At 35.1% G+C, this 21,501-nt stretch carries 16 protein-coding genes, 1 tRNA gene and 1 pseudogene; 10 read left to right on the plus strand and 8 right to left on the minus strand.

Annotation, left to right across the window (positions count from 1 at the left end; all coding sequences use genetic code 11):
- Positions 1-66: 66 nt before the first annotated feature.
- Positions 67-591 carry a hypothetical protein gene (locus LEP1GSC049_RS214045; protein WP_004750830.1) on the minus strand — a complete coding sequence of 175 codons (525 nt, stop codon included), beginning with the start codon at positions 589-591 and terminating at the stop codon, positions 67-69.
- A 948-nt stretch (positions 592-1,539) separates the two neighbouring features.
- Between LEP1GSC049_RS214045 and LEP1GSC049_RS214040 the strand changes: the two genes are divergently transcribed.
- Positions 1,540-3,456: a DUF1561 domain-containing protein gene (locus tag LEP1GSC049_RS214040; protein ID WP_016560869.1), complete on the plus strand. Its 1,917-nt coding sequence runs from the start codon at positions 1,540-1,542 to the stop codon at positions 3,454-3,456.
- A gap of 1,059 nt (positions 3,457-4,515) precedes the next feature.
- Complete coding sequence (locus LEP1GSC049_RS2000000227925; RefSeq protein ID WP_004776721.1) at positions 4,516-4,671, plus strand: hypothetical protein; 156 nt, start codon at positions 4,516-4,518, stop codon at positions 4,669-4,671.
- A 102-nt stretch (positions 4,672-4,773) separates the two neighbouring features.
- Here LEP1GSC049_RS2000000227925 and LEP1GSC049_RS214035 read toward each other — a convergent pair whose 3' ends face one another.
- Both LEP1GSC049_RS214035 and LEP1GSC049_RS2000000227930 read right to left on the minus strand, forming a co-directional pair.
- A complete protein-coding gene (locus LEP1GSC049_RS214035) occupies positions 4,774-5,721 on the minus strand; it encodes a fumarylacetoacetate hydrolase family protein (protein WP_004765974.1) in 948 nt (315 codons plus the stop codon).
- A 1,727-nt stretch (positions 5,722-7,448) separates the two neighbouring features.
- Positions 7,449-7,592: a hypothetical protein gene (locus LEP1GSC049_RS2000000227930; protein WP_157755913.1), complete on the minus strand. Its 144-nt coding sequence runs from the start codon at positions 7,590-7,592 to the stop codon at positions 7,449-7,451.
- A 282-nt stretch (positions 7,593-7,874) separates the two neighbouring features.
- On the opposite strand from LEP1GSC049_RS2000000227930, the gene LEP1GSC049_RS214030 reads away from it, so the two are divergent.
- Positions 7,875-7,956, plus strand: a tRNA-Leu gene (locus tag LEP1GSC049_RS214030).
- Between the two features lie 670 nt (positions 7,957-8,626).
- Here the strand turns inward: LEP1GSC049_RS214030 and LEP1GSC049_RS214025 are convergent.
- The 3 genes from LEP1GSC049_RS214025 to LEP1GSC049_RS214015 all read right to left on the minus strand — a co-directional run bounded on the left by LEP1GSC049_RS214025 (position 8,627) and on the right by LEP1GSC049_RS214015 (position 13,213).
- Entirely contained in the window at positions 8,627-11,248 is a 2,622-nt protein-coding gene (locus LEP1GSC049_RS214025) for a M1 family aminopeptidase (RefSeq protein WP_016560893.1), read from the minus strand.
- A gap of 128 nt (positions 11,249-11,376) precedes the next feature.
- A complete protein-coding gene (locus LEP1GSC049_RS214020; RefSeq protein WP_004750455.1) occupies positions 11,377-12,633 on the minus strand; it encodes an MFS transporter in 1,257 nt (418 codons plus the stop codon).
- A gap of 1 nt (position 12,634) precedes the next feature.
- Positions 12,635-13,213, minus strand: coding sequence for an NUDIX hydrolase (locus LEP1GSC049_RS214015; RefSeq protein ID WP_004750456.1), 579 nt, complete (start codon positions 13,211-13,213; stop codon positions 12,635-12,637).
- A 243-nt stretch (positions 13,214-13,456) separates the two neighbouring features.
- Between LEP1GSC049_RS214015 and LEP1GSC049_RS2000000229100 the strand changes: the two genes are divergently transcribed.
- The 6 genes from LEP1GSC049_RS2000000229100 to LEP1GSC049_RS213985 all read left to right on the plus strand — a co-directional run bounded on the left by LEP1GSC049_RS2000000229100 (position 13,457) and on the right by LEP1GSC049_RS213985 (position 19,960).
- Entirely contained in the window at positions 13,457-13,663 is a 207-nt protein-coding gene (locus LEP1GSC049_RS2000000229100) for a hypothetical protein (protein ID WP_004750606.1), read from the plus strand.
- A gap of 66 nt (positions 13,664-13,729) precedes the next feature.
- Entirely contained in the window at positions 13,730-15,754 is a 2,025-nt protein-coding gene (locus LEP1GSC049_RS214005) for an ATP-dependent helicase (RefSeq protein WP_004759554.1), read from the plus strand.
- A gap of 2 nt (positions 15,755-15,756) precedes the next feature.
- Entirely contained in the window at positions 15,757-16,401 is a 645-nt protein-coding gene (locus LEP1GSC049_RS214000) for a tetratricopeptide repeat protein (RefSeq protein ID WP_004760213.1), read from the plus strand.
- Positions 16,402-16,418: 17 nt separating this feature from the next.
- On the plus strand, positions 16,419-18,611 hold the full coding sequence (locus tag LEP1GSC049_RS213995; protein ID WP_004750815.1) for an LIC_12586 family protein: 2,193 nt from the start codon (positions 16,419-16,421) through the stop codon (positions 18,609-18,611).
- Positions 18,581-18,985 (plus strand): hypothetical protein, encoded by a 405-nt coding sequence (locus LEP1GSC049_RS213990; RefSeq protein WP_004750310.1) that lies wholly within the window; start codon positions 18,581-18,583, stop codon positions 18,983-18,985. Before LEP1GSC049_RS213995 ends, LEP1GSC049_RS213990 begins: the two co-directional genes overlap by 31 nt.
- A 573-nt stretch (positions 18,986-19,558) precedes the next feature.
- Positions 19,559-19,960, plus strand: a complete 402-nt coding sequence (locus LEP1GSC049_RS213985) for a hypothetical protein (protein ID WP_000458636.1) — start codon at positions 19,559-19,561, stop codon at positions 19,958-19,960.
- A gap of 117 nt (positions 19,961-20,077) precedes the next feature.
- Here LEP1GSC049_RS213985 and LEP1GSC049_RS213980 read toward each other — a convergent pair whose 3' ends face one another.
- Positions 20,078-20,410 carry an ArsR/SmtB family transcription factor gene (locus LEP1GSC049_RS213980; RefSeq protein ID WP_016560888.1) on the minus strand — a complete coding sequence of 111 codons (333 nt, stop codon included), beginning with the start codon at positions 20,408-20,410 and terminating at the stop codon, positions 20,078-20,080.
- A 50-nt stretch (positions 20,411-20,460) separates the two neighbouring features.
- On the opposite strand from LEP1GSC049_RS213980, the gene LEP1GSC049_RS213975 reads away from it, so the two are divergent.
- A complete protein-coding gene (locus tag LEP1GSC049_RS213975; RefSeq protein WP_001049451.1) occupies positions 20,461-20,943 on the plus strand; it encodes an SRPBCC family protein in 483 nt (160 codons plus the stop codon).
- Positions 20,944-21,060: 117 nt separating this feature from the next.
- On the opposite strand, the pseudogene LEP1GSC049_RS2000000227530 reads toward LEP1GSC049_RS213975, so the two are convergent.
- A pseudogene (locus LEP1GSC049_RS2000000227530) lies at positions 21,061-21,357 on the minus strand (hypothetical protein); the annotation flags it as partial.
- Positions 21,358-21,501: the final 144 nt, after the last annotated feature.

Genomic DNA, 21,501 nt, shown 5'->3' on the forward strand with positions numbered 1-21,501 from the left:
TTTAATATACATGTCAAAAAAGAATTTATCTTAAAAAGTTAAACTTTTTTTAAAAAAAACTAACTTCTATGAATCCGAATTTTGATTTTGAGACCGGAATTGAATAGTTGATAATGCTAAACCAAATTCTTCTGGAAAAGAAACGTTGTGTAAAAAACATTCTGCGTAAAGTTTAATGATCGCCATATGATGAATCGTATGATCTTGGACATATAAAAATTCTCGTTTAACATTAGTTATAGTTTTCTCTTCGAGACCTTTGTGTGGATCGACCAAATATGTAAGTTTTAATTCTTTGTTTACGGTGATGGATTCTAATTTACCTAATAGTTCAAAAATTTTATCTCTAGCGGCCAGAGGAGAATTTTCATAAAGAGGATCTCGTTTTCTTTGATCGTAAGATATGTTTAAAGTTTCTATACCTAGGATTAAATTTTCTAAAATTTCAATACAGTGTCGAACGTGTTTTCCAACACTTAAATCCGAAAGTTGAGAAATATTTTTAGAATATTCTTTTTCTTCAATAGAGGAAAGAAGATCGGTCAATTGGTGGAAAGTATATTGTATATTTTTGAATTGAACGGATAACATCAAGTAGATCTTCGAAAAGTAAAGATTAAAGTTACAGAATACGAAATAATTTTAAAAAATTAAACCGAATGTTTAGACCGGAAAAACGATCTGAAATGCGAGGTTGACTTAAATACTATGGTATTACTTTTGATTGCTGGCGGTAATCGTTTGTAGAAAAGAAGTTTTTAACCCTAAGCCAAGGCGAATAAACGTAGTTATACGAATCGATTCCGTTGTTACAAAGACGCATAATAATACTGAAAATGAATGGCGAATTTTACGAAAATGTAAAATTTCTTACAGATTATACTATTTTGAAACATACAGCTTTTTTGAGAAAAATCCTACAGTATCAAGTCTTGAAATAAACTATCGTATTATTTTCATATGTTTTTGTAGTAATGCTCGAAGTTATATAATAAAGCACCTATATTGACGATCGATTAGTATATTCAATATTTATAAAATTATGATCTATATTGAGAAAAATACGTAAAAATTTATAGGTCAGAATTCAGCTATAATTCAAATTTAAGTCTAAAATAAACAAATTATCATCTGCCTTGATTAAAATACTTTGATCCATGAAAAGTATTGTTTCATTGAGAATAGAAAAGAAAGATAAAAGTGATTAAGAATTTTTTAACAATTCCAACTAGTTTCTCTTTATTACTCAAAACTATAAAGCCGAATACCTAATGTTTGCATTGGAATAGGAGCTTGAGATAAAAATTTAACATACTCTATATTTATAGAGATCGGTAAGTTTGTTTGTGGAAGAAGCGACTTAGGCTGGATTCTCTGATAAAAATATATTTATTTCATGTGTTAAGTTGTGTGTTTATTTAGGAAAATTTTTATAAAATCGATTTTTAACTTTTATGATAGTCGCAAAGCGATGATTAGACGCGAAGATTCGAATTTTGTAAAGACAGACCAGTAATTTAAAAAAAGAGGATTTGAAAAATGCAAAATTGGAAGAAAATTTTTATAGTGGTTCTGTTAATCTCTATCATGATTTACTTGGAGTATGAAATGGATCATACACTTGTACATGCGTCTTCTTCCTCAAAGACCGTTGACTCGATCATTCAAAAACCTACCGATCCACCAAAAGATAAACCAATCAAAGTCAATGTAAGTGGCGGAGGAACATTTTGTTATGGTCCTACTTTTAGCGGCGGTGAAAGTTACATCGTAATTGAACAGTGTTGGCAAATGCACGTTATGAGTGCAAGATACGACGTGTTCCAAAGAATTTCGTATAACGTCAATAATACGTGGTTATGTATCACTGCACCGGAGACAGTCATTAGAGGGGAAGAAAACTGGGACTATGTACATCTCAGACCTTGTACAACCAACGATCCTCTGCAAAGATGGATCGTAAAAGACAACTCGTTTTGGACTGCAGATGAGCGTTATCGATTGAAAGATACAAATTGGTATGCCTATATATCAAGAAATTCTAAAGATACATACAACCATACATTAGATTCTTCCATGAAAGATTGGATTCAAACAATAGCCACTCCTGGAAATATCAGCGTTCAAACTTCTATCGCTTGGGATTTGCAAACTACCGAGGGAAATGAACGTTATTTTATTCGCCGAGGAGGTTCGGATAAAAATACAACTCCTCTCTACTACAATCCAGAAAGTGGACATTTCGCTCAGTATGACCCGGTGAGTAGTTCTCTCTATTGTATGTATTCTAACGTGGGTAAATCGAATTGGGATTGGGTGACTTGGGCATCGTGTAGTGACGCAGCGATCAGTAAAGAGAATCCAACTTTTTGGAACGTCTCTTTTCAAACCGAAGAAGGGGGAATCATCACGGATTACAAGGGCAATTTACTCAGAGTAACCAGATATGGAAGCAATTGGGGAGTTGCCTATGCAGCTAAACCTTCTTATTTAGATAAGGATACCACCAATAGTCCCACTTCTTTGTTTGTAGTTGATAAAAGTTTACTGGATTGGACACGTTATACGTCATCTAATCTTGGAAAGACAGATCAGTATTGTCCAGCTGGTAATCACGAAAGTATTCTACATAAAAGAGTCAAAAGAACCTTACCACCCGACTTTCAATTGACCGAGGAATGGATTCAAAGACTTTATGAAATCACTAGGTCAACTACAGATCCTGGAACGATACGTGGGATATGTGGTATTTGTCTGATTCAAAGTTTTCAGATGATGGCAGAACTACAAGAGTATCATTCTCAAGGGCCTCTACAAAGTGGAGGTTATTTCTTCGATACGGCTCCTAATACGGATCCATTTATATCATTTAGACAACGTTATCCGTTATTGGACATGTTACTGGCGGATGTACCTACAGTATATGGTCCGGTCGATGACTCAAGCAGAATGTTGACATACGTGTCTGCTCAGAACATCTTGCCACAGTATCAATGGATACTCTCTCGTGAATTTGGCACTCAGTCTGAAATACGATCCCATATAAGATCACTCATCAATTCTCCACCTGGAAGCGTTTGGTTGGCGGTGATGATACAAATGCGTCCAGATAGAACTCCGGCGGGGCACGCGGTTCCAATACTTAGGACTTCTCAGGGATTAGTAGTAATTCCAACGAGATGGCCTTCGACACCATTTGACGTCTATAGACAAGTTTTAACACCAACCACGGACGTATCTCAGGTAGTTCGTAATCTTTTGTCAAGACCAGATAGAACTATAGAAAGACTTACGACGATACAGTTAGGAGAGTATTACCGCAATACTTTTGACTTTGTAATCTCTAATCGTAATTGTACAGGAGAAGGAGAGGACAGAAGAGGTACGGGACAATATCCAACAAGTACATCCGTAAATCAGTGTTCAAGAAGAAATGGAAGATGCGCACTGCAGTAAGAAAAATAAAGAACGATCTTCTTGAATAACGTGAATTCAGAGAAAGAAAACTGGGGCGAATCCGGCGTTGCCGGACCGCGCTTTCAGCTCCAGTTAATAAATTGCATAAAAGAAACTTAATATAATGTTTCGTTTTAAGTTACAATTTATTAACTACGCTTCAATCGCTTTCGCATCGGTTATGCCGGACTTACTTGAAATATCATAAAAAAAGAGTCGTTAGTCATAAATAGATAAAAATTTTGTAAAGCGCAAAAATTGAGGATGTCCTTGAATTTTTACTGATTTCTATTATAGAATAGCAACATAAAAATTATGAAACAAATAAAGTTTAGTTGTATATTAGATTTTTATGGTAATTTAATTTTAAGATTTTATAAAGGTTATTTTAGAAAATTTTTCGTTCAATTAAAGAATGGATTAAATTTGTAGAAAAATGAATCCTCCATTGATTTGAAATGGACAATTGAAGCAGTTTGTTAAACTACACTATGGATTTTTCAACAACTCTATTGTAGAAAGATTAGTTTTTTATTACTCAGAATTATAAAATAAAGTCCCCAGTATTTTGCATTGAAACAGTGTTTTGCGATAAAAATTAACGGTAATCAATTTGATAGGCACCAGTTAAAATGAATCAATAAAACCGTTTCGTTAATCGTAGATATGGAACTTTCATAGTCATTCGTGAAATTTATCTGGAAAATACTTTATCTTTGTTTAAAATGCCGATTTCAATTGTTTTAAGATGTAGTTGGATAACTTCTAGTTTAACATGAGTAGGGCGTTAAAAAATGAGAACGAATTTTCTAAAAGTGGTAGTTCCCACAGTTTAGTATTTACGGTAATTTCAAGGTTTTGTAAGAGTTCCCACATCTATTTTTTCGCGGTAAAACAAAATTTTAGAGAACAGATTCCTTATACCGAACTCACGTTAGTTTAACGTGAGCAGGGCATAATGCGAAAGGGATCGATGAATGAACTAAAGCACAACGCTTCCTCAAACTCAATGCATCGCTCCCTGAATGCCGATCCTTAGAGAGGCATTCAGGGAGCTTCATGGTCGTTCGAAGTAACTCAGCGTCTCACTCCCCATGGGTCGTTCGACAGGTCACGTTTGAAACTCAGCAAAACGCTTTCCTAAGGGTCGCGTTGGAAACTCAGCGTCTCGCTTCTACGGTCGCTCGACAGGATCAAGTTATTGGTATTTTATAAAAATTGAATTTGGTTCTGAAATTTTACAATAACTTGACCAGAGCTAAGAGCCCGGTCGGCTGCCTATGGCAGCCGGATTCGCCCGTTTTTTTTACGTCTTGCTCACGTCTCAACTACATTGAGAATTTGTTCTCCTAGATCAATTCTGCGATCCACACTACGAATTGTGGAGCGGATCACGTCTCCAGGGCGTAAGTATTGAATTCTTTTTTCTTGTCCTTTGATAAAAAGATTCCATTTCACTTTTTCGGGTAAAATACTTGCAATTTTTTGAATGAGTTTTCCGGGGGCTCTTAGCGCACATCCAGAAGGAGTTCCGGTCAACAATACGTCTCCTGGAGATATATTACAAAATTGTGATAATTCTAAAATACTTTCCGAAGGTTTAAAAACTAAATTGGAAGCGGAATCCTTTTGTCTAATTTGGCCGTTTACAAGAAGGGTCAATTCCAAAGAATCTAAAAGATCAAAATCTCCCGGATCTAAAACAGAAAGGTAAGGGCCTGCAGGGCAAAAGGTTCGATACGATTTACCTTTGTACCATTGCATTTGAGTAAGTTGAACGTCTCTAGCAGAAACGTCGTTTGCCATAAAGAAAGCCGCGACGTATTCTCTAATACTTTCAGAATTTAGTTTTAAAGTGGTATCGAAAGATTTTCCGAAAACAAAACCGAGTTCAATTTCATAATCCAAAAGTTTGACGTGACTAGGTCGGATGATTTCCCCGATTGGAGGAGAAAGTGAAGCGTCTGATTTTGTGAAAAATAAATTATAAGTTTTATCGTCCGGATCAAGTCCGGATTCGATCTGATGTTGTCTGTAATTGGCGCCTTGACAAATGATCTGGCAGGGGGAGGTGATAGGGGATAGGACAGAAACTTCTCGTATTGAAATCGATTTTTGTTTTAGATATTTTTTCTTTTTCTTTAGGAACTCTAAAAAATCCTTCGTAGAAAGATTATCACAGTCCAAAGTTAGAATTTTATCTTCTTCGATTTTTCCCCATTGAATCGAATTCTTTTTTTTGAATCGTATATAGTTAGTCGCCATTCAAAATACCTAAACGTATAATAAGAATTTTATAAAAATGCCATATTTGTGATTAATATATTTTTAAAATACAACAATCAGTAAAGAACATATTTAGTTGAACAACATTTTTTATTTGTTTTTATAGAAAACCCTATCTTTGCATAAATTAAGCGGTTTTTAGTTTCAGGATATTCTTGACTTTTAAGGGCCGATCCTTTTATGATATAACACTTTTTGCGAACCTGTTTTTCCCGATCCTTTGCGGTCGGTTCGCGTTTAAACGTTTGGTCTACGTTAGTCGATTTGACGGTTTTACTTAGTATTTGTATGGTATGCTCCGATTCGGTTCGCAATTATTATGTCTAGAAAGCTCAATAAAGCTTTTTCTAATCCATAAATTTGCACCTTTTCGGCCGCTATTTCTTTCTCTTATTAAAGAGGAAGTGGATTGAAACTAATATCGCATTCATTGCGTTTGCAATATCCGATAATTTCTTTCTCTTATTAAAGAGGAAGTGGATTGAAACACTTGAACTTGTTATACAGTATAACAAATAAATGATTTCTTTCTCTTATTAAAGAGGAAGTGGATTGAAACCTTTTTCGTTGCCATATCCTAAATCCATTATCGTATTTCTTTCTCTTATTAAAGAGGAAGGTTGTCAAAAAAACGATTTATTTAAAAAAAAATTTTATTTTAGGTTTTAAGGCGACCTCTTTATAAAAGTTTTCTCTTAAAGAGAAATCCTAGATATTCAATTATAAAATTCTAATTCATATAACGTGATTTAAATTCTAGATATTTATTTTATAAAACTGAATTTCTTCGTAAAAAATTGCGAGAGAACGATTTAAGCTCTACTGAAAAAATGTAGGAACTACTACATTTTATAGATTGAATAAACCATTGTTAAACTTTACAACAAAGTGTGACTATGAGAGGTAGTTTGTGGGAACTCATACAATCTGATTGCTGTGATGTAGGTTTATTTCAAGCAAGGAATTTGGTTCTACTACTGATCTCTATAAAATTGAGTACCGTTAATTTTATCGCAAAACACTGATTGCATGCAAAATATTAGGTACTTTATTGATAGTTATGAGTGATAATTATATAATAGAGTTGTTGAAAAATTAATTCTCCATCTGTTTTCTATTTCATAGAAACGGTCGATTGAAATAGTTTTGTTAATTGAACTATGGAATTTTTCAACAACTCTAATAGAATATTCAACATTTTTTAGTGATAAAAATTTATAGAACTTAATTTTATAAAGATCAGTAGAAATAAAAAAAATACTATTTAGAAATGTTTTTTCTAATTTCTTTATATGGAGATTCACGTTAATTTAAGTATCTTAAGGAATGTTTTTCCAATATTCTCCATAAAAGATCTTTTCAAATCACCGATTGAATTTATGGAAGGGTTTGAAAAAAAAGAGTTAGAGTTGGTTCGGAGAGCGTATCAAAATAGTAGTCAGTAATCTGATTGTAGTAAGTAAGTATAATTTAAAGTTCTAAATCAAGTAAGTTATGTTTTCTCTATTTCCTAAAGAGGAAATAATGTAGTTTTGTAAATCTAACGGTAAACCTTCGAATGATTCTTCAAAATAGAAAACACTTAGAAACGATAGCTCTACAGTAAAATACCATTGAAAAAATATAGATCTTTTCTAAACTTCTAAATTTAAAGTTTTACGAAAGATAGATTCGTAAAGTCTTAAAGATTTAATTCCTAAATCGGTCTATAAGATTTTAAGAATTTTGTCTTGGATAGAACCTTGTAATTCATTTATTTTTTGAATGAGACTTGACCCTTCTTCGTTGTATTCTTGTAAATTGATCATATAAATTTTTGATTGATAATTACTTGAGTCTTTGCAATTCATTTTGAATAATTAGAAAAAACTTATAAACAAAAATACAGATTTTTTAAAAGTGATTCAAAAGAATTTATTTTTGATTTTTATAGAAATAGGCTTTGAGACAAATCAATCTTAAGACGCGATGATTCTTATAGAGTTTAGTAGTCGTTTTACATTTTGAGTTTCATCATTTCTTTGAAGTTTGAGTTTGTAGGACTTATCATTATTTCTTAGAAATTGGAATTTAATAAATTAAGGGAAACCGCTTGACTCCAAAGAGGACTCACAGACATTGGAAGGACCGTCGCGAGTATGGTGAAATTGGTAGACACGCCAGATTTAGGTTCTGGTGCAGAAATGTGTGGGGGTTCGAGTCCCTCTACTCGCAAATTTATTTTTCTTACTAACCGCGTTTATACGGCGATTCAAATTACTCTTCAAACTTTTTTCTTAGAAAAAAATTATTTCCAAAGTGGCTTTTAAATTTAGGAATCAACTTATTTTTTTTGCATCGTAAGATGATTTTTAACGTGAGTTTGATGTAATAAAAAAGAAAGAATTTTCTAAAAGTATGTGTTCCTACATTTTTAGAATTTACTCGTAAAATCGCGGTAGTTCCCACATTTTAGAAATCGATCTGCAGAGTCAAAATTCAGATTTCAACTTTTTTTAAAAAACATGATTTCAGTATTAAAATTCTCTTTATAATGATGGATTGTTTTCGTAAAAAAAATTAGATGTGGGAACTCTCACAAAATTAAGATTTTACGGTTCAGTTCTGAAATTGTGGGAACTCTCACAAAATTAGTTCAGCAAAATGAAAAGATCTACTTTTACTTTTCCGACACCATCCAAAATTCTAGAGAAAACCTAAAACTATGTAAATTCGATATAACGCGAAAGGGATCGATGCGAGGTTAATAAATTGAAATTTAAGGTGAAATATTGTATTACGTTTTTTGTATGCAATTTATTAACCAGAGCGAAGAGCCCGGTCCGGCTGCCTGTGGCAAGCCGGATTCGCCCTGATTTTCTTACGCCCTGCTCAGTTGAAACTATCATTGTTTAGAAAGAATTTTGACGGTCCTTACTAAATCGTCACGGTGTTGTTTTAAATCTTTTTTGAGTAATGCCGGAAGTTCTTTTTGTTCCTTTAAAAAACGATTGGTTTTATCAACAAGAGACTGGTTCGGTTCCAATCCTGGAAATAAAATATTTCCAAACGCAGACGAAAAGTGAGAATCCCTGTCCTTGTAAATTCCAATCACGGACTGGAAATAAAGATCCTCGTAAATTTTTAGAATTTCTTCCTGATGATCCCAATAAAACCCCCTCATACCGAAACGAAGCATATCCGTAGAATGTTTAGTATTTGGATCCGTAAATTCTTTCCAAGCCGCAGCCTTGGACTTGGGATCCGGGAATGCAACTTTAGCAGTATATGCCTTTTTAGTTCCTAAGTCGGATGTGTCTGATTTTTCCTCCTTGGCAATGAGAACTAACGCGTCTTTTTCACCAAACGCGGAAAGTCGGGTTAAAATGCTCCATCTTCTTTCTTGATCGATTTTGATTCCGGGGATAATAACTTTTCCGTCTAAAAGATCTCTTAGATAAGAAAGTTGATCGGCGGTTCTAGAAGTTCCTTCCAACATTCTATACCATACGATTTTTTCCTCTTCTTGAATGGAAGGATCGGAAAGAAATTTTTTAGAAAGATCGTTTAACTTTTTAGACCATTCTTCTCTGTTTTCTTTTTTAAGATAACTGGTTACAATAGAAGAAGCTTTTGTAAGAATGTGACTGTTTCGAACAGAAAGGTCTACTTCATAAATTCCTTGAAGAAATACAAGATCTAAAAAATCCTTAGGCGAAATTTCAGCGTCACGCGTCATCTGCCACAGAGAACCCCAGAGGATTCTTCTTGCAAAACGATCCTTTAGTTTGTTGAAAGACGTTTTTAAGAGAGGAATTGCCTCCTTTGGAAGATACGTTTTTGCATAAGCGTAGTCATTCGTGTTGAGAACTACGATCTCAGATTGGATGGATTTTTTTGGATCTGAATTTTTAGTCTTTGCATTTTTGGGAACAGAAGAATCTGTTTTTACAATTGGATTGTAGGGGAGTATGGTTTCTTCTCCTTGAACGACTAACTTATCCTTCCATACCGTTTTGAAGGAATTAAGAACGGATCCGTCTTGTTTTTTTTCGATCTCATCTTCTTTCAGAGCAAAAACCGTAATTTCCAAGGCGTGGGTTCTAAGAAGTCCGTTCGTATCGGAAGGAAGTTGTCGGATGAAAAGACGGTTCTCTTTCCATATCGGAAGAAGGGTATTTACACCCGTAGTATCCAACCATTCCTTGCTCCAATTTCTAATATCGATGCCAGAAGATTCTGTCATCGTGTCTAAAAAATCGTTTTGAATCGTATTAGAATTTTTGAATTTTTGAAAGTATTTACGCATCGCATTTCTAAAGGAATCTTCTCCGATGTAATACATCAATTGTCTGAGTACCGAAGCTCCTTTAGAATACGAAATACCATCAAAGTTACTGATTGCGTCTAACGTGTTTTCGGCGCTTCCTGCTATGGGATGGGTCGTTGAAAGTTGATCCTCTCTGTAGGCCCATTCTTCACGAACATAAAAATGTTCTAAAGCGTCCGGAAATAGTTTTCCTTGAGACATTGCGTAATAGGAAAGATAATCCGCAAAACTTTCATTTAACCAGAGATCATTCCACCATTTCATGGTGACTAGATTGCCGAACCACATATGTACCATTTCGTGATAGATCGTGTTGGCTCTTCCTAAATATTCGGAATAAATCCTAGGACTTCTAAAAATATAGTGTTCCGAGAAAGTGACTGCTCCGACGTTTTCCATCGCTCCCATGTTGAATTCCGGAACGAAAATCTGATCGTATTTTCCGTAAGGATAGGGAAGATCAAAATACGATTCTAAAAATCCAAAAGATTCTTTTGTGATCGCAAAAATGTTTTCCGCATCCATATATTTAGAAAGAGATTTTCTGCACAGTATTCTGAGAGGAATATTTTTATAATGATCTTCCCAGACCTCATAAGGACCGGAAATCAAAGCGAACAAATACGTAGAAAACAACGCCGTTTTTTGAAAATGAATTTCGATTCTTTCTTTTTGAATTTTTTCTTTAATAGGCAGAGTGTTGTGAACGTATTTCCAATCTTTAGGGCCGATCAGAGAAAGTTCATAAGTCGCTTTTAAATCGGGCTGATCAAAACAAGGAAACATTCTATGCGCTTCAAACGGTTCAAAGTCCGTATGTAGATATTCGGAACCGTCGGAAGGATCTTGGAATTGATGGAATCCGGAACCGCTATGATTGTAATCGTTTGTATAAAGAATTTTAATTTCATTCTTTCCGACGTTTAAAGAATTAACCGGCAGATCCAAGAAAGAATCCATTTTTGTATAATCGGAGAAATCTTTTCCGTTTAACAAAAGCACTTCGATTTTCTTTGTAACAAAATCTATTTTGAGTTTTCCTTTTCCCTTTCCGGTATAAAAGAACGAAATTTTAGTTTCTCCCTGATACGTGGAAGAACCTGCTTTGAGATCTAAATGGATTTCATAACTGACTTGTTTGATTTGTTCGGCTCTTTCTATGGCTTCCGTTTGAGTAAGTATATTAGGTGCGTCCATTGGTTCCTTCTGTTATATTCGAAAATAAAAATATTCAAATATATGATTTATTTTAAATACTACGATTTTATGTAGAAATTTGACTTTTAGAATTCCTATTTTAGGTTTTCCGCAACAAAAATAATTCCTCAAAGAATATCTTTTAACTGCATCTTTCTAAGACGAGGGGCGATCGTACCTACAAGTCCTACGGTCAAAAGAGTTAAAATTCCTCCTGCTACGATGGAACGCCTGATTCCGAGCCATTCTGCGGTAACGCCTGATTCAAATTCTCCGATTTCGTTTGAGGAGCCTATAAAAATATGATTCACCGCAGAGACTCTACCTCTCATATGATCTGGAGTATACATCTGAACAATCGTATGACGAATGACTACGCTGACCATATCAAAGGCGCCCGCAGCCGCAAGACATAGAAATGAAATTCTATAGTCTTTGGAAATTCCGAAAAGAATGACGCAGATTCCAAAACCAAACACACAAGAAAGAAGAATCCAGCCGGAATGTTTTTTAGGAGGTTTGGCCGCAATCAAGAAGGCGCATAAAACCGCTCCGACTCCTTGAGCAGAACGAAGAACGCCAAAAATCTCAGGACTCTGACCTAAAATCTTTTCGGTAAAAGAAGGAAGTAAGGCCACCGCACCACCAAAAAGAACCGCAAATAAATCCAAAGAAATCGCCCCCAATATGATTTGATGAGTGGAGACAAATTTCCAACCTCCGCTTAGACTTTCCCAGATAGATTCATTCGATTCTGGTTTGGACGGAACCGGTTTCCCTTTTACAAGTAACATCATGATCAAACCCAAACTCATCAGAATCAGATCTACGGAATAGGCGAAGTAAAGACCCATTACGATCAATATACCTCCCGCAAGAGGGCCAAGAACCAAAGAAGTCTGCCAAGCGATTCCGCTCCAAGTGGCGGCGTTGGGAAAAGTTTCTTTATCTACTAACTGGGTTTGAAACGCTGCGGTAGCAGGATTTAAAAAACCTCTTGCGATTCCGGAAAGAAAAATCACGCCGTAGATTGGATAAACTCCAAAGTCTCTCAGAATCCAAGTGATATTAGGAATTACTAATATAAGTAACAATACGGAGCAGATCGACAAAAGACAAAGAGCCGAAACTATTATTTTTTTTCTAGGAAAAGAATCAATTACAAGACCCGAAAACAAAGCCATAGAGATGGAAGGAATCGCCTCCGCAAGACCGATAAAACCTACGTGAAGATTACTTCCTGTAAGATGATACATCTGCCAACCGACCACTGTGGTTTGAATGCTGATAGAAAGGGTCACCGTAAACTTACCAAAAAGAAAAGAACGAAAATCGGAGATTCTCAACGCTTGGAACGGGTCGTGTTTGATTTGAGTTTGAGTCATATTAATACCGGATTGGGTTTTTGATAAAATACATTCCAAAAGCGGCAACTACCATACCGTGATGAAGAATATGATCTGCTATCAGTTTAGGAATATTTTCAATGGGAGTTTCAAAAATTTCGATTTGTTCGCTGTCGTCTAGGTTTTGTTCGTGTAATCTACGCGCGTTTCTGGCGATGAAGGTATGGCACCAATTGTCTAAGATGGCGGGGTTTCCGGTTACCTTACCGAGATATTCCCAGTCTTGAGAAACGTAGCCGGTTTCTTCTATAAGTTCCGCTTGAGCGGATTCTAATAGAGAATTTTTTTCTGCGATCCCGCCTGGAATTTCCAAACTGAAACGATGGATTCCGTGTCTATATTGATCGACTAGAACGATTTTATTATCTGGAGTAAGTGCGATTATATTTACCCAATCTAAGGATTCTAGATGAAAAAAGTCTTTGGAAATTTTTTTATCGGGAGAAGTTATATTCCAGGAAACTAATTTAAAAATCGGAGTATTTACTAAGTCTTTTCGATTGATCTTAGACCAGAGATTGGAGTGAGGATCGTATTCTTCCGGTAGAAACGGTTTCATAAGAATTTCCTTTTTTCGAGACCGGATAGTTTGGGTTTTGGCTGCAATTTAAAGAAGTAGATTCGATTTAAAAACATTCAATTTTTCTAATAAAAAAGATTTTATGGATTTTTTCCCACAATGGATTTGAAGGATCTGGATGATTTATCTTCTGATTCCAAATAAGAATTTCCCCATCCGTACTGTCAAGTTAAGAGATGAAAAGTGGATTCAATCTAGTGTGACAAAAACATTCGAAGTAACTTGTATATAGGATTTGTTTTATGCGAAAAAAACGAACGGAATTGTATTCTATCGAATTTTAATTTGATAGAAGTCGTTTCCAAAAAGGATACAAATTGGAAAATTTTTGAGATGATCTTTTGCAATTTAAAAAGCGAAAAAACTATAACAACGATCAGACGTTGGATAAAAACAACTCATTTAAGAAACAGAAAACGGCGGGTATAAACGGAACTGGGCAAGGGTGTACATGATTGACAGAATCTTTCTTTCCCTAATTATGTCACATGTTTTATGAAACTCAGTCCTGAACAGGAAAAAGCGGTTCGTCACGTAGACGGTCCCATTCTAATTTTTGCAGGCGCGGGCTCTGGAAAAACCAGGGTAATTTCCAATCGGATCGCGCATTTGATCGAAAACGCGGGAGTTCCCGCAGGAAAAATCGTAGCCTTATCTTTTACCAATAAAAGCGCAAGGGAAATGGAAGAGCGGGTTCGAAAGATGATCCCAAGGCAAAAACTCAAGGGGATCGTACTTTCCACGTTTCATTCTTTAGGATTGAACATACTCAAAAAACACATAGGACTTTTGGGATACAAACATCCGTTTTTATTGATGAATCAGAATGATCAGGAAGGATTCTTAACGACATTATTGATTGCTAATAAAGTAGAATTAAAAAAAGCGAAAGTATCGGAGGTCCTCGGAAAAATATCCAGGATTAAAAATTCGGGACTCGCATACAGGGAATATCTGGATTCCTCTCTTGTAGAATCCGACCAGGTGGCCAATCTAGTTTATGATAGTTATCAAAAGTCTTTAAAAGAACAAAATTCTCTCGACTTCGATGATCTTATACTTTTGCCCGGAGTATTACTACGAGAGTTTTCGGAGGTCAGAGAAGAATATCATAAAAAGTATCAATACTTTATGGTGGATGAGTTTCAAGATACCAATCAAACTCAATATGTATTTTTAAGAGCTCTCATGGGAGAAAATCGGAATTTATGTGTGGTAGGAGACGACGATCAATCTATCTATGCGTTTCGAGGATCGGATCTAAGTCTGATTTTAAATTTCGAAAAAGATTTTCCGGAAGCAAATGTAGTCCGCCTTTTGGAAAATTACAGATCCACTTCCGTAATTATACAAGGAGCCAATTCGCTTATCAAAAATAATCTTTCTAGAAAATCGAAAGAACTTTTCTCCTCCATACCCGGCGGAAGAAAAATCCGTTATTTGGAAAGAATGGATGAAAAAGACGAAGCCGCATATGTGGTGGATTGTATCCGAGAAGAGATGATTAAAGACGCAAGGATCGGAAGTCAAATCTCTATATTATTTAGAACTAATTTTCAAACCAGACCCTTTGAAGAAGAACTCAGAAGTAGATCCATAGCGTATAAACTTGTGGGAGGATATAATTTCTTTGACCGAAAGGAAGTTAGGGATATGATTTCCTATATCCGATTGATCGCCAATACCAGAGACGACGCTTCTTTACTCAGAATATTAAATTATCCAAAACGAGGAATCGGACCTGGAAGTATTTCACTCATTCACGAGAAGGCTTCTCAAATGGGGGAATCTTTATACGAGATTCTTTTTAGGGTTTGTGAATCTCCAGATTTTATTCCTAACTTACAAAAAAAGATTCAGTCGGAGATTTACAATTTTGTAAACTTGATCGAAAGAACTAAGAAAAAATTTTCCACGGCGCCTAAGATGTATTATGCGTTCCGGGAATTTATCCAAGAAGTAGGAATTGAAAAGGAAATTCTACTCGAAGAAAAAGACGAGAAAGTAGCAAAGGCACGTACTTTCAATTTATCTGAACTAGTAAACATGATGTCTTACTTCGAGGAAAATCACGATTCACCCGAAAAACCAACGTTATTTGATTTTATCAATCGACTGAATTTACTCATGGAAGACGAAAATCCGTCCGATGAGGATAAGGAAGACAATCGTGTACAGTTGCTAACAATTCATCAATCCAAGGGATTGGAATTTGAATCGGTTTATGTTCCTGGAATGGAAGAAGGAATTCTTCCTAACTCTAGAGTATTGACTGAAGAGTCTTCCGTGGATGAAGAAAGACGTCTACTATACGTTGCGATGACTCGTGCAAGAAAGCATTTATGCTTGACAGGTGCCGCAAATAGACGAAAGTTTGGGGAGCAAATCGCTACCCAAGTTTCCCGGTTTCTGACTGAAATCGATCCGGAGACTATGGACTGGGTTTCCAATGATGAGGTTCGACAGCAAGAGACAGAAGATTTCTTCGCCGAACTGGAAAAATTGAAAACAGGATCGTAAGCATGACATTCAATACAACAATCATTACTGTAATAACGTTATTTCTATTTAACTGTACTAGCGGTCAAAAAACCGTGGATTCCGGACTTTCTCAGGAATTAGTGATCCGTTCCAAAATTCAATCGATTGATTCTCAACTTTCCTCTTCGCAATTAGATGAAAAAAAACGTTCTTCTTTGTTGATGGAAAAGGCGAAGTTACTGATTCAAATTGAATCTTATAAAGAGGCAACTGTTGTCTTAAAAGAGATTCAAAATTCCAAAGAAGGCAAAAGTCTAGAACATTTAGATCATTATTTAGGGACTGCTTATTTAGGAATCAATGATACTGAAAACGCGATCGTTCATTTTAGAAAGTCCGAGTCCGTAGATAAAAACTACGAATCTACAAATCGTAAAAAGATGTATGCAAAAGCTCTCTATCAAGAGGAAAAATACGGTTTGGCTCTGGGAATTTTAGGTCGTGCCTCCAGAGAAAAAGATTTCGAAAAAGATATTCTATTTTATGAAACCGTTGCAAATAGTTTTATGCGAATTAAGGAATTCAAAAGATGTCAGATGGTTCTGGAAGAAGGGCTTCAGAAATTTCCGGAGAGTCCGGTTCTGAAGGAAATTCAAGAGCAACTTTCTCAGGTTCTTCCAAGATAATTCAACACAGTTCTAAATTGGCCCGGGTTCGGAACAAAATCGTTCCCGGTGATCTCATCCGTTCTCTCGGGTCTTTTTTATTTTTTTTAAAAGAAAACCGAAAAACTAAAATCACACTTATCTTATTTATTCTCACGATTTCTATTTATACGATCTTAGTCGAGTCCGTCGGATATTACGTACGAAATTATCTTCTGGATCTGAGAGGAGTAAAGGAACTTTCCAGAAACTTTATCAACAAGGAACTAGGAAGGGCTGTGACTTTAGGCGTTGTGGAGTATGATTTTCCAAACGCCGTCGTATTTGAAGATTTTAGGATTTCTTCCGAAGAAGATTTTGCGCTTAACCATATCTTATTTCGAACCAATAAGATTCGATTTCGACTGGGAGGTTTGTGGAAAGGACGTCCTTTTGTTCGAGGAATTGTAGTAAAGGATTCCTCGATCAATATAGATCTGCAGGATCAGATTTCGGGAGAACTTATAGGTTATATCCAAAAAATTAATATTCCAGAAATTCGTTTGATGAATACTACGATAACAATTTCTCGCGATGGGGAAGAGATTCTAAATGCGTTAAAGGGAATCGATATAGTAATCACCAAACAGCCCGAAGGTGTAATTATCTCTGTTAGCGATTCCTTATTTCCGTTTCCGTATTCCAGATATATTCAGGGAACGTTCGAAACCAAGTTTCATTCGGACGAATCCAAAAGTAGTTTCCGTTTTCAGAATGTAAAAGCCGAGAAGGTTCGGGGAATTTATTCGCTGTTTGGAAAGATTGCCCCTAGTTCCGGAAAAATCTCAGGCGAATACGAGATTCTTTTAAACGGAAAGAAAGTCTCCGTAGTAGGTAAAAACCGATTCACCAATGTGTCGGGTAAAATTTTACAGGAACTCCCCTTGGGTTTGAAAATTCCGGATTTAAAAGACGCGGATCTGATTCATGAAATGGATCTAAAGTTAGACGAAATAGGGGAAAAACAAATTCATACCTTTACAAAAGAAGAAAACCTGTTTCGTATAACGTATAAAATGAATCCTAAAAAACTTTCCACTTGGGAGGTTTTTGCGGATTGGAAAAACGTTCGTGAATTAAAATCTATTTTTCAATTTCCGGGAGATCTGGAAATTTTAGAAGGTGGACTTGAGTTAAAAGGTAAATGGGAAGAGACAGGAAATTACGGGGATTGGATCAAAAGTGAAGTTTTTTTGAGTCTTTCTGGTTTTTATTGGAAGGATCCTTTTTTAGATTTCCGTTTGGATGAAGCAAAGGCCAACATTCTGACCGGAAATACGTTAGAGTTTAACGCAAAAGGAAGCCTGTTTCAAGAACCGATTCGGACTAAGATTGTCGGCAAAACCGGTTGGAAAAAATCGGTCAGAGGTAATGGCACTTTTTATTATCCTCTCTACAGCGATTGGAAATGGGAACTCGATCTGGATCGGATTTCTGTGAAGAATTTTCTTCCAGTTTATCATTTGTGGAAGAATTGGATTCGTACCGACATTAAAACTCGCCAAGAAAAATTAGTTCCGGAAATCCGTTGGACCAGAACACCATTTTACAAATATCTAATGGAATATACTACGTTTACGGTTCAATGGAAATCGAAGGCGTTTCGTTTTGGAGAAAAGGATTTAGGAAACCTTACTTTAAACGGTAAGGTGGTTCCGTTTTTTTCCAGATTGGATTTAAAAGGTTTTAGGGAAGGAAATCAATTTTTAGAAGCGTTTGCGAATTTCACTTTCGGTCAGGACAATCCATATATGGATCTTAGGATAAAAACTTCGGAAATGCCCTGGGAAGAATCTGTAAATGGTTTTTGCGGATCTTGGGTCGTTCCGGAAACGGTTACTTCGGATACTACGATTCGACTTTTCGGGGACGACTTTTTAGCACTTCATAATTCTTTAAATGTTTCGCATAACGTAATTTTTAATCGATCTCGTTTTCAGGATAAAAGATCTTTTCCTTTAAATCTTAGAGAACCTTTCGATTTTGGATACGAACATAATCTTTTGCCTACATTGTCATACTATAGAAATATCTTTTGGAAAAACGAAACGGCGGATTTAAAGGGTTATGGAGCCGTGGAAGGCAACCGAGTTAGAATCAGCGCCAATGGAATGTTGAACGATACGTTTATCAGTAGGAAGTTTAAGGAGGAGTCCGGAGAATGCAAACTGGAATCGGTCGGAGACAGATAATCTTAATTACGTTCGGAGTTTTTTTAACAATTTTACTTGTTTTCGGGATTTATCTTTTTATATTCAGAAGTCCTAATGTTTCAATTGTGAAAAATTCAGAAACAAAAATCGATCTGGTCGGAACTTGGAGGGTTTCTACCGTCGTTCCTGCGATACAAATTCGGTTTATCAGCGATAGAGAAGCGATTCTTTTGGGAGAAAGTTCGGAAACCAAGTTGTATCTTATGGAAGACGGAGAAGGGTTACAGTTGAGAAGAAGAGGGGAGGAAACCCCCATCGGTTACTTTTTATTTCGAGAGTTGAAAAAAGATTCGTGGCAAGGTCTCTGGGGAGACAATCTTGTCGTTTTAAAAAGGATTTCTGCAAATAACTAACATTTGTTAGCTGGTATTCAAAAAACTTTTATAAAAACTCGTCCTATTTCGCGATCATAGAGAGCAAAGTTGTATTCGGAAGCGTTTTGCTTTAGTTCTCTCGCATCGATCCCTTTCGCGTTATCCCGAATATGGAACGTTTACAAATCTTTAGCATTATAGTTTCTGTATGAGTTCCCACATTTCTAGGCTTTGAATATTTTACAGAACTATTACTTGGAATTATATAATAGAATAGTTGAAAAATTAATTCTCCATTTGTTTCTATTTCATGGAAACGGTCGATTAAAGCAATTTTGTTAATTGAACTATGGAATTTTTCAACAACTCTAATAAAGATAAGCACTTGTATTTTGATTTAAAACAGGGTTTTGTAATAGAAATTTACGGTATTTTCAATTTTATAAGAAATTTAGTAATCGTGAGTTTTAGAGATTTTTAAATAAAATTCTGTATCAAATTACGGTTTGTCTTTTTAGAATTGTTGAATTTTTTACTTTTGATGTGTTAGCTTTGTGAAATTTTATTATGAAAAGGAAAAGGTTAAAACATATAACGTTTACCGTCTGTCGGATGTTTTGCGGTTGGAGATTGATCAACTCTTCTACCGAGCTGAATCGACTGGGAAGTGGTGTTTTAAAATATGATTTTTTAACACAGCGATCTTTTTTTAACGATGATCTTATTCAAACCCCAAATATTTTAGAAGAAATTGAAATATTCTTTTCGGAAGAATTAGATCGTATGTCTCTTACAAGAGTTGCGTTTCATCTTGCATTTTTAAACGTGGAAATCATTCAAAACCTTGTTGAATCTAAAAATAGCAAAAAATTTGATAAGCACGCACATAAATCAGAATCTAATTATATATCCTATCAATATCGATTTGATTGTGAATGTAGAATTTTAACGGATGAATTTGAGTATATTGAAAAATACCAATGTTTTACTGGATTGCCAGATAGCTTTTGTTGATTAAGCTATTTATAATATTTTTATATTTTCTGAATTTTATTGTGAAATTATGATTTGTAATAGTTTCAACATTTTCAAAGTTTTACTGTAAAGTTTGATTTTTACGTGATTCTGAAATCAGTCTATTATGGATTCTAATTCATTTTTCCATCGAGTTAGTTTTTCCAAGGATGGTTGGGCATACTTACTAATCCATCGATCATAAATTTCCTGAATGGGGACATGGTCTAAATAATTCCATCGAATCCGTCCTACTTTTTTTACGATTAATAGTTCAGCGTGTTCCAAAACTTTCAAATGTTGCATCACAGTGCATCGATCTAAGGATTTAAAATGGGAACAGATTTCTCCAGTCGTTTTTGGTTTTGTACTAAGAAGATCCAAAATTTCCCTTCTTTTAGGATCCGAAAGCGCCTTAAAAACAGAATCTTGCTTGTCTAGTTTTAACATGTTGTTATAATATAACATATTAAAAATCTAATTTTTCAAGAGGAAATTATATGAATTTGAAATTTACGGTACAAACTAAAATTCAAAAATCTTTGGAAGTTGTTTTTCAAGCTGTGTATGACCCAAAACAATTAAGCGGTTATTTTACTACCGGAGGTGCCAGCGGACCTTTAAAACCTGGAACCGAAGTGATTTGGAAATTTGAGGATTTTCCTTCGGAAGAAGGAGTTCGTGTATTTGTCAAGGAAGTGGAAATGAATTCTAAAATTGTATTAGAATGGGATGCTCACGAAGGGGGATATGAAAGTCAAAATGAATTATTAACTACCGGTGGATACAAGACTCGTACAGAAATGATCTTTGAATCCTTAGATTCAAACAATACACTTGTAAAAATTACGGAGTCAGGATGGAGAGAATCCCAGGCTGCATTAGACGGTTCTTATATGAATTGTCAAGGTTGGATGAATATGAGCTGTTGTTTGAAAGCCTATTTAGAATACGGGATTAATCTTAGGAAAGGATTTTTTTGAGAGATTATATGAATTTTCTTTCCTAAGAACTAAAGTTTGCAGTAAAATAATAAAACTTTTATATTCCAATTTAGTAAAACTTTAGAGGGATAAATAAGAATTATTTCTTAGGCTAAATTATAGATTCTCTTTTGAATTTTTGAAATCAAATAAGCTTTTGGATTTTTGAAACTCAGCGTATAACATAAAGAATTTATTTATTGGTTTGACAAAAACTTCAGCAATTTCAGCGGGAAAAAAGCCTAACTCTGCCGCGTTTGTAAAACGTTTCGCTATAAATTCGGTAGAGTCTTTATCAATCGATAAGATTACTTCTTCTGGAAGACAATGAAATACATCTTCTTCTTCGTCAATTTTAACTAAAAAAGGAGTTAAAATGAAGCCGCGTTTTCGAGGACGATTATAAATTATGAGTTAGTTCTAAAATTTTAAAATCAATTCTATTTGAATATTCAAAAAATGTATAAGTCTTCAAAAAAATGGTCGCATTGTTGTGTAATTTCAACTTTTTTAATATACTATAAAATTACGTATCGTAAACTTATATTACAAAAATCT

It is taken from the genome of Leptospira kirschneri serovar Cynopteri str. 3522 CT (assembly GCF_000243695.2).
GTDB lineage: Bacteria > Spirochaetota > Leptospiria > Leptospirales > Leptospiraceae > Leptospira > Leptospira kirschneri.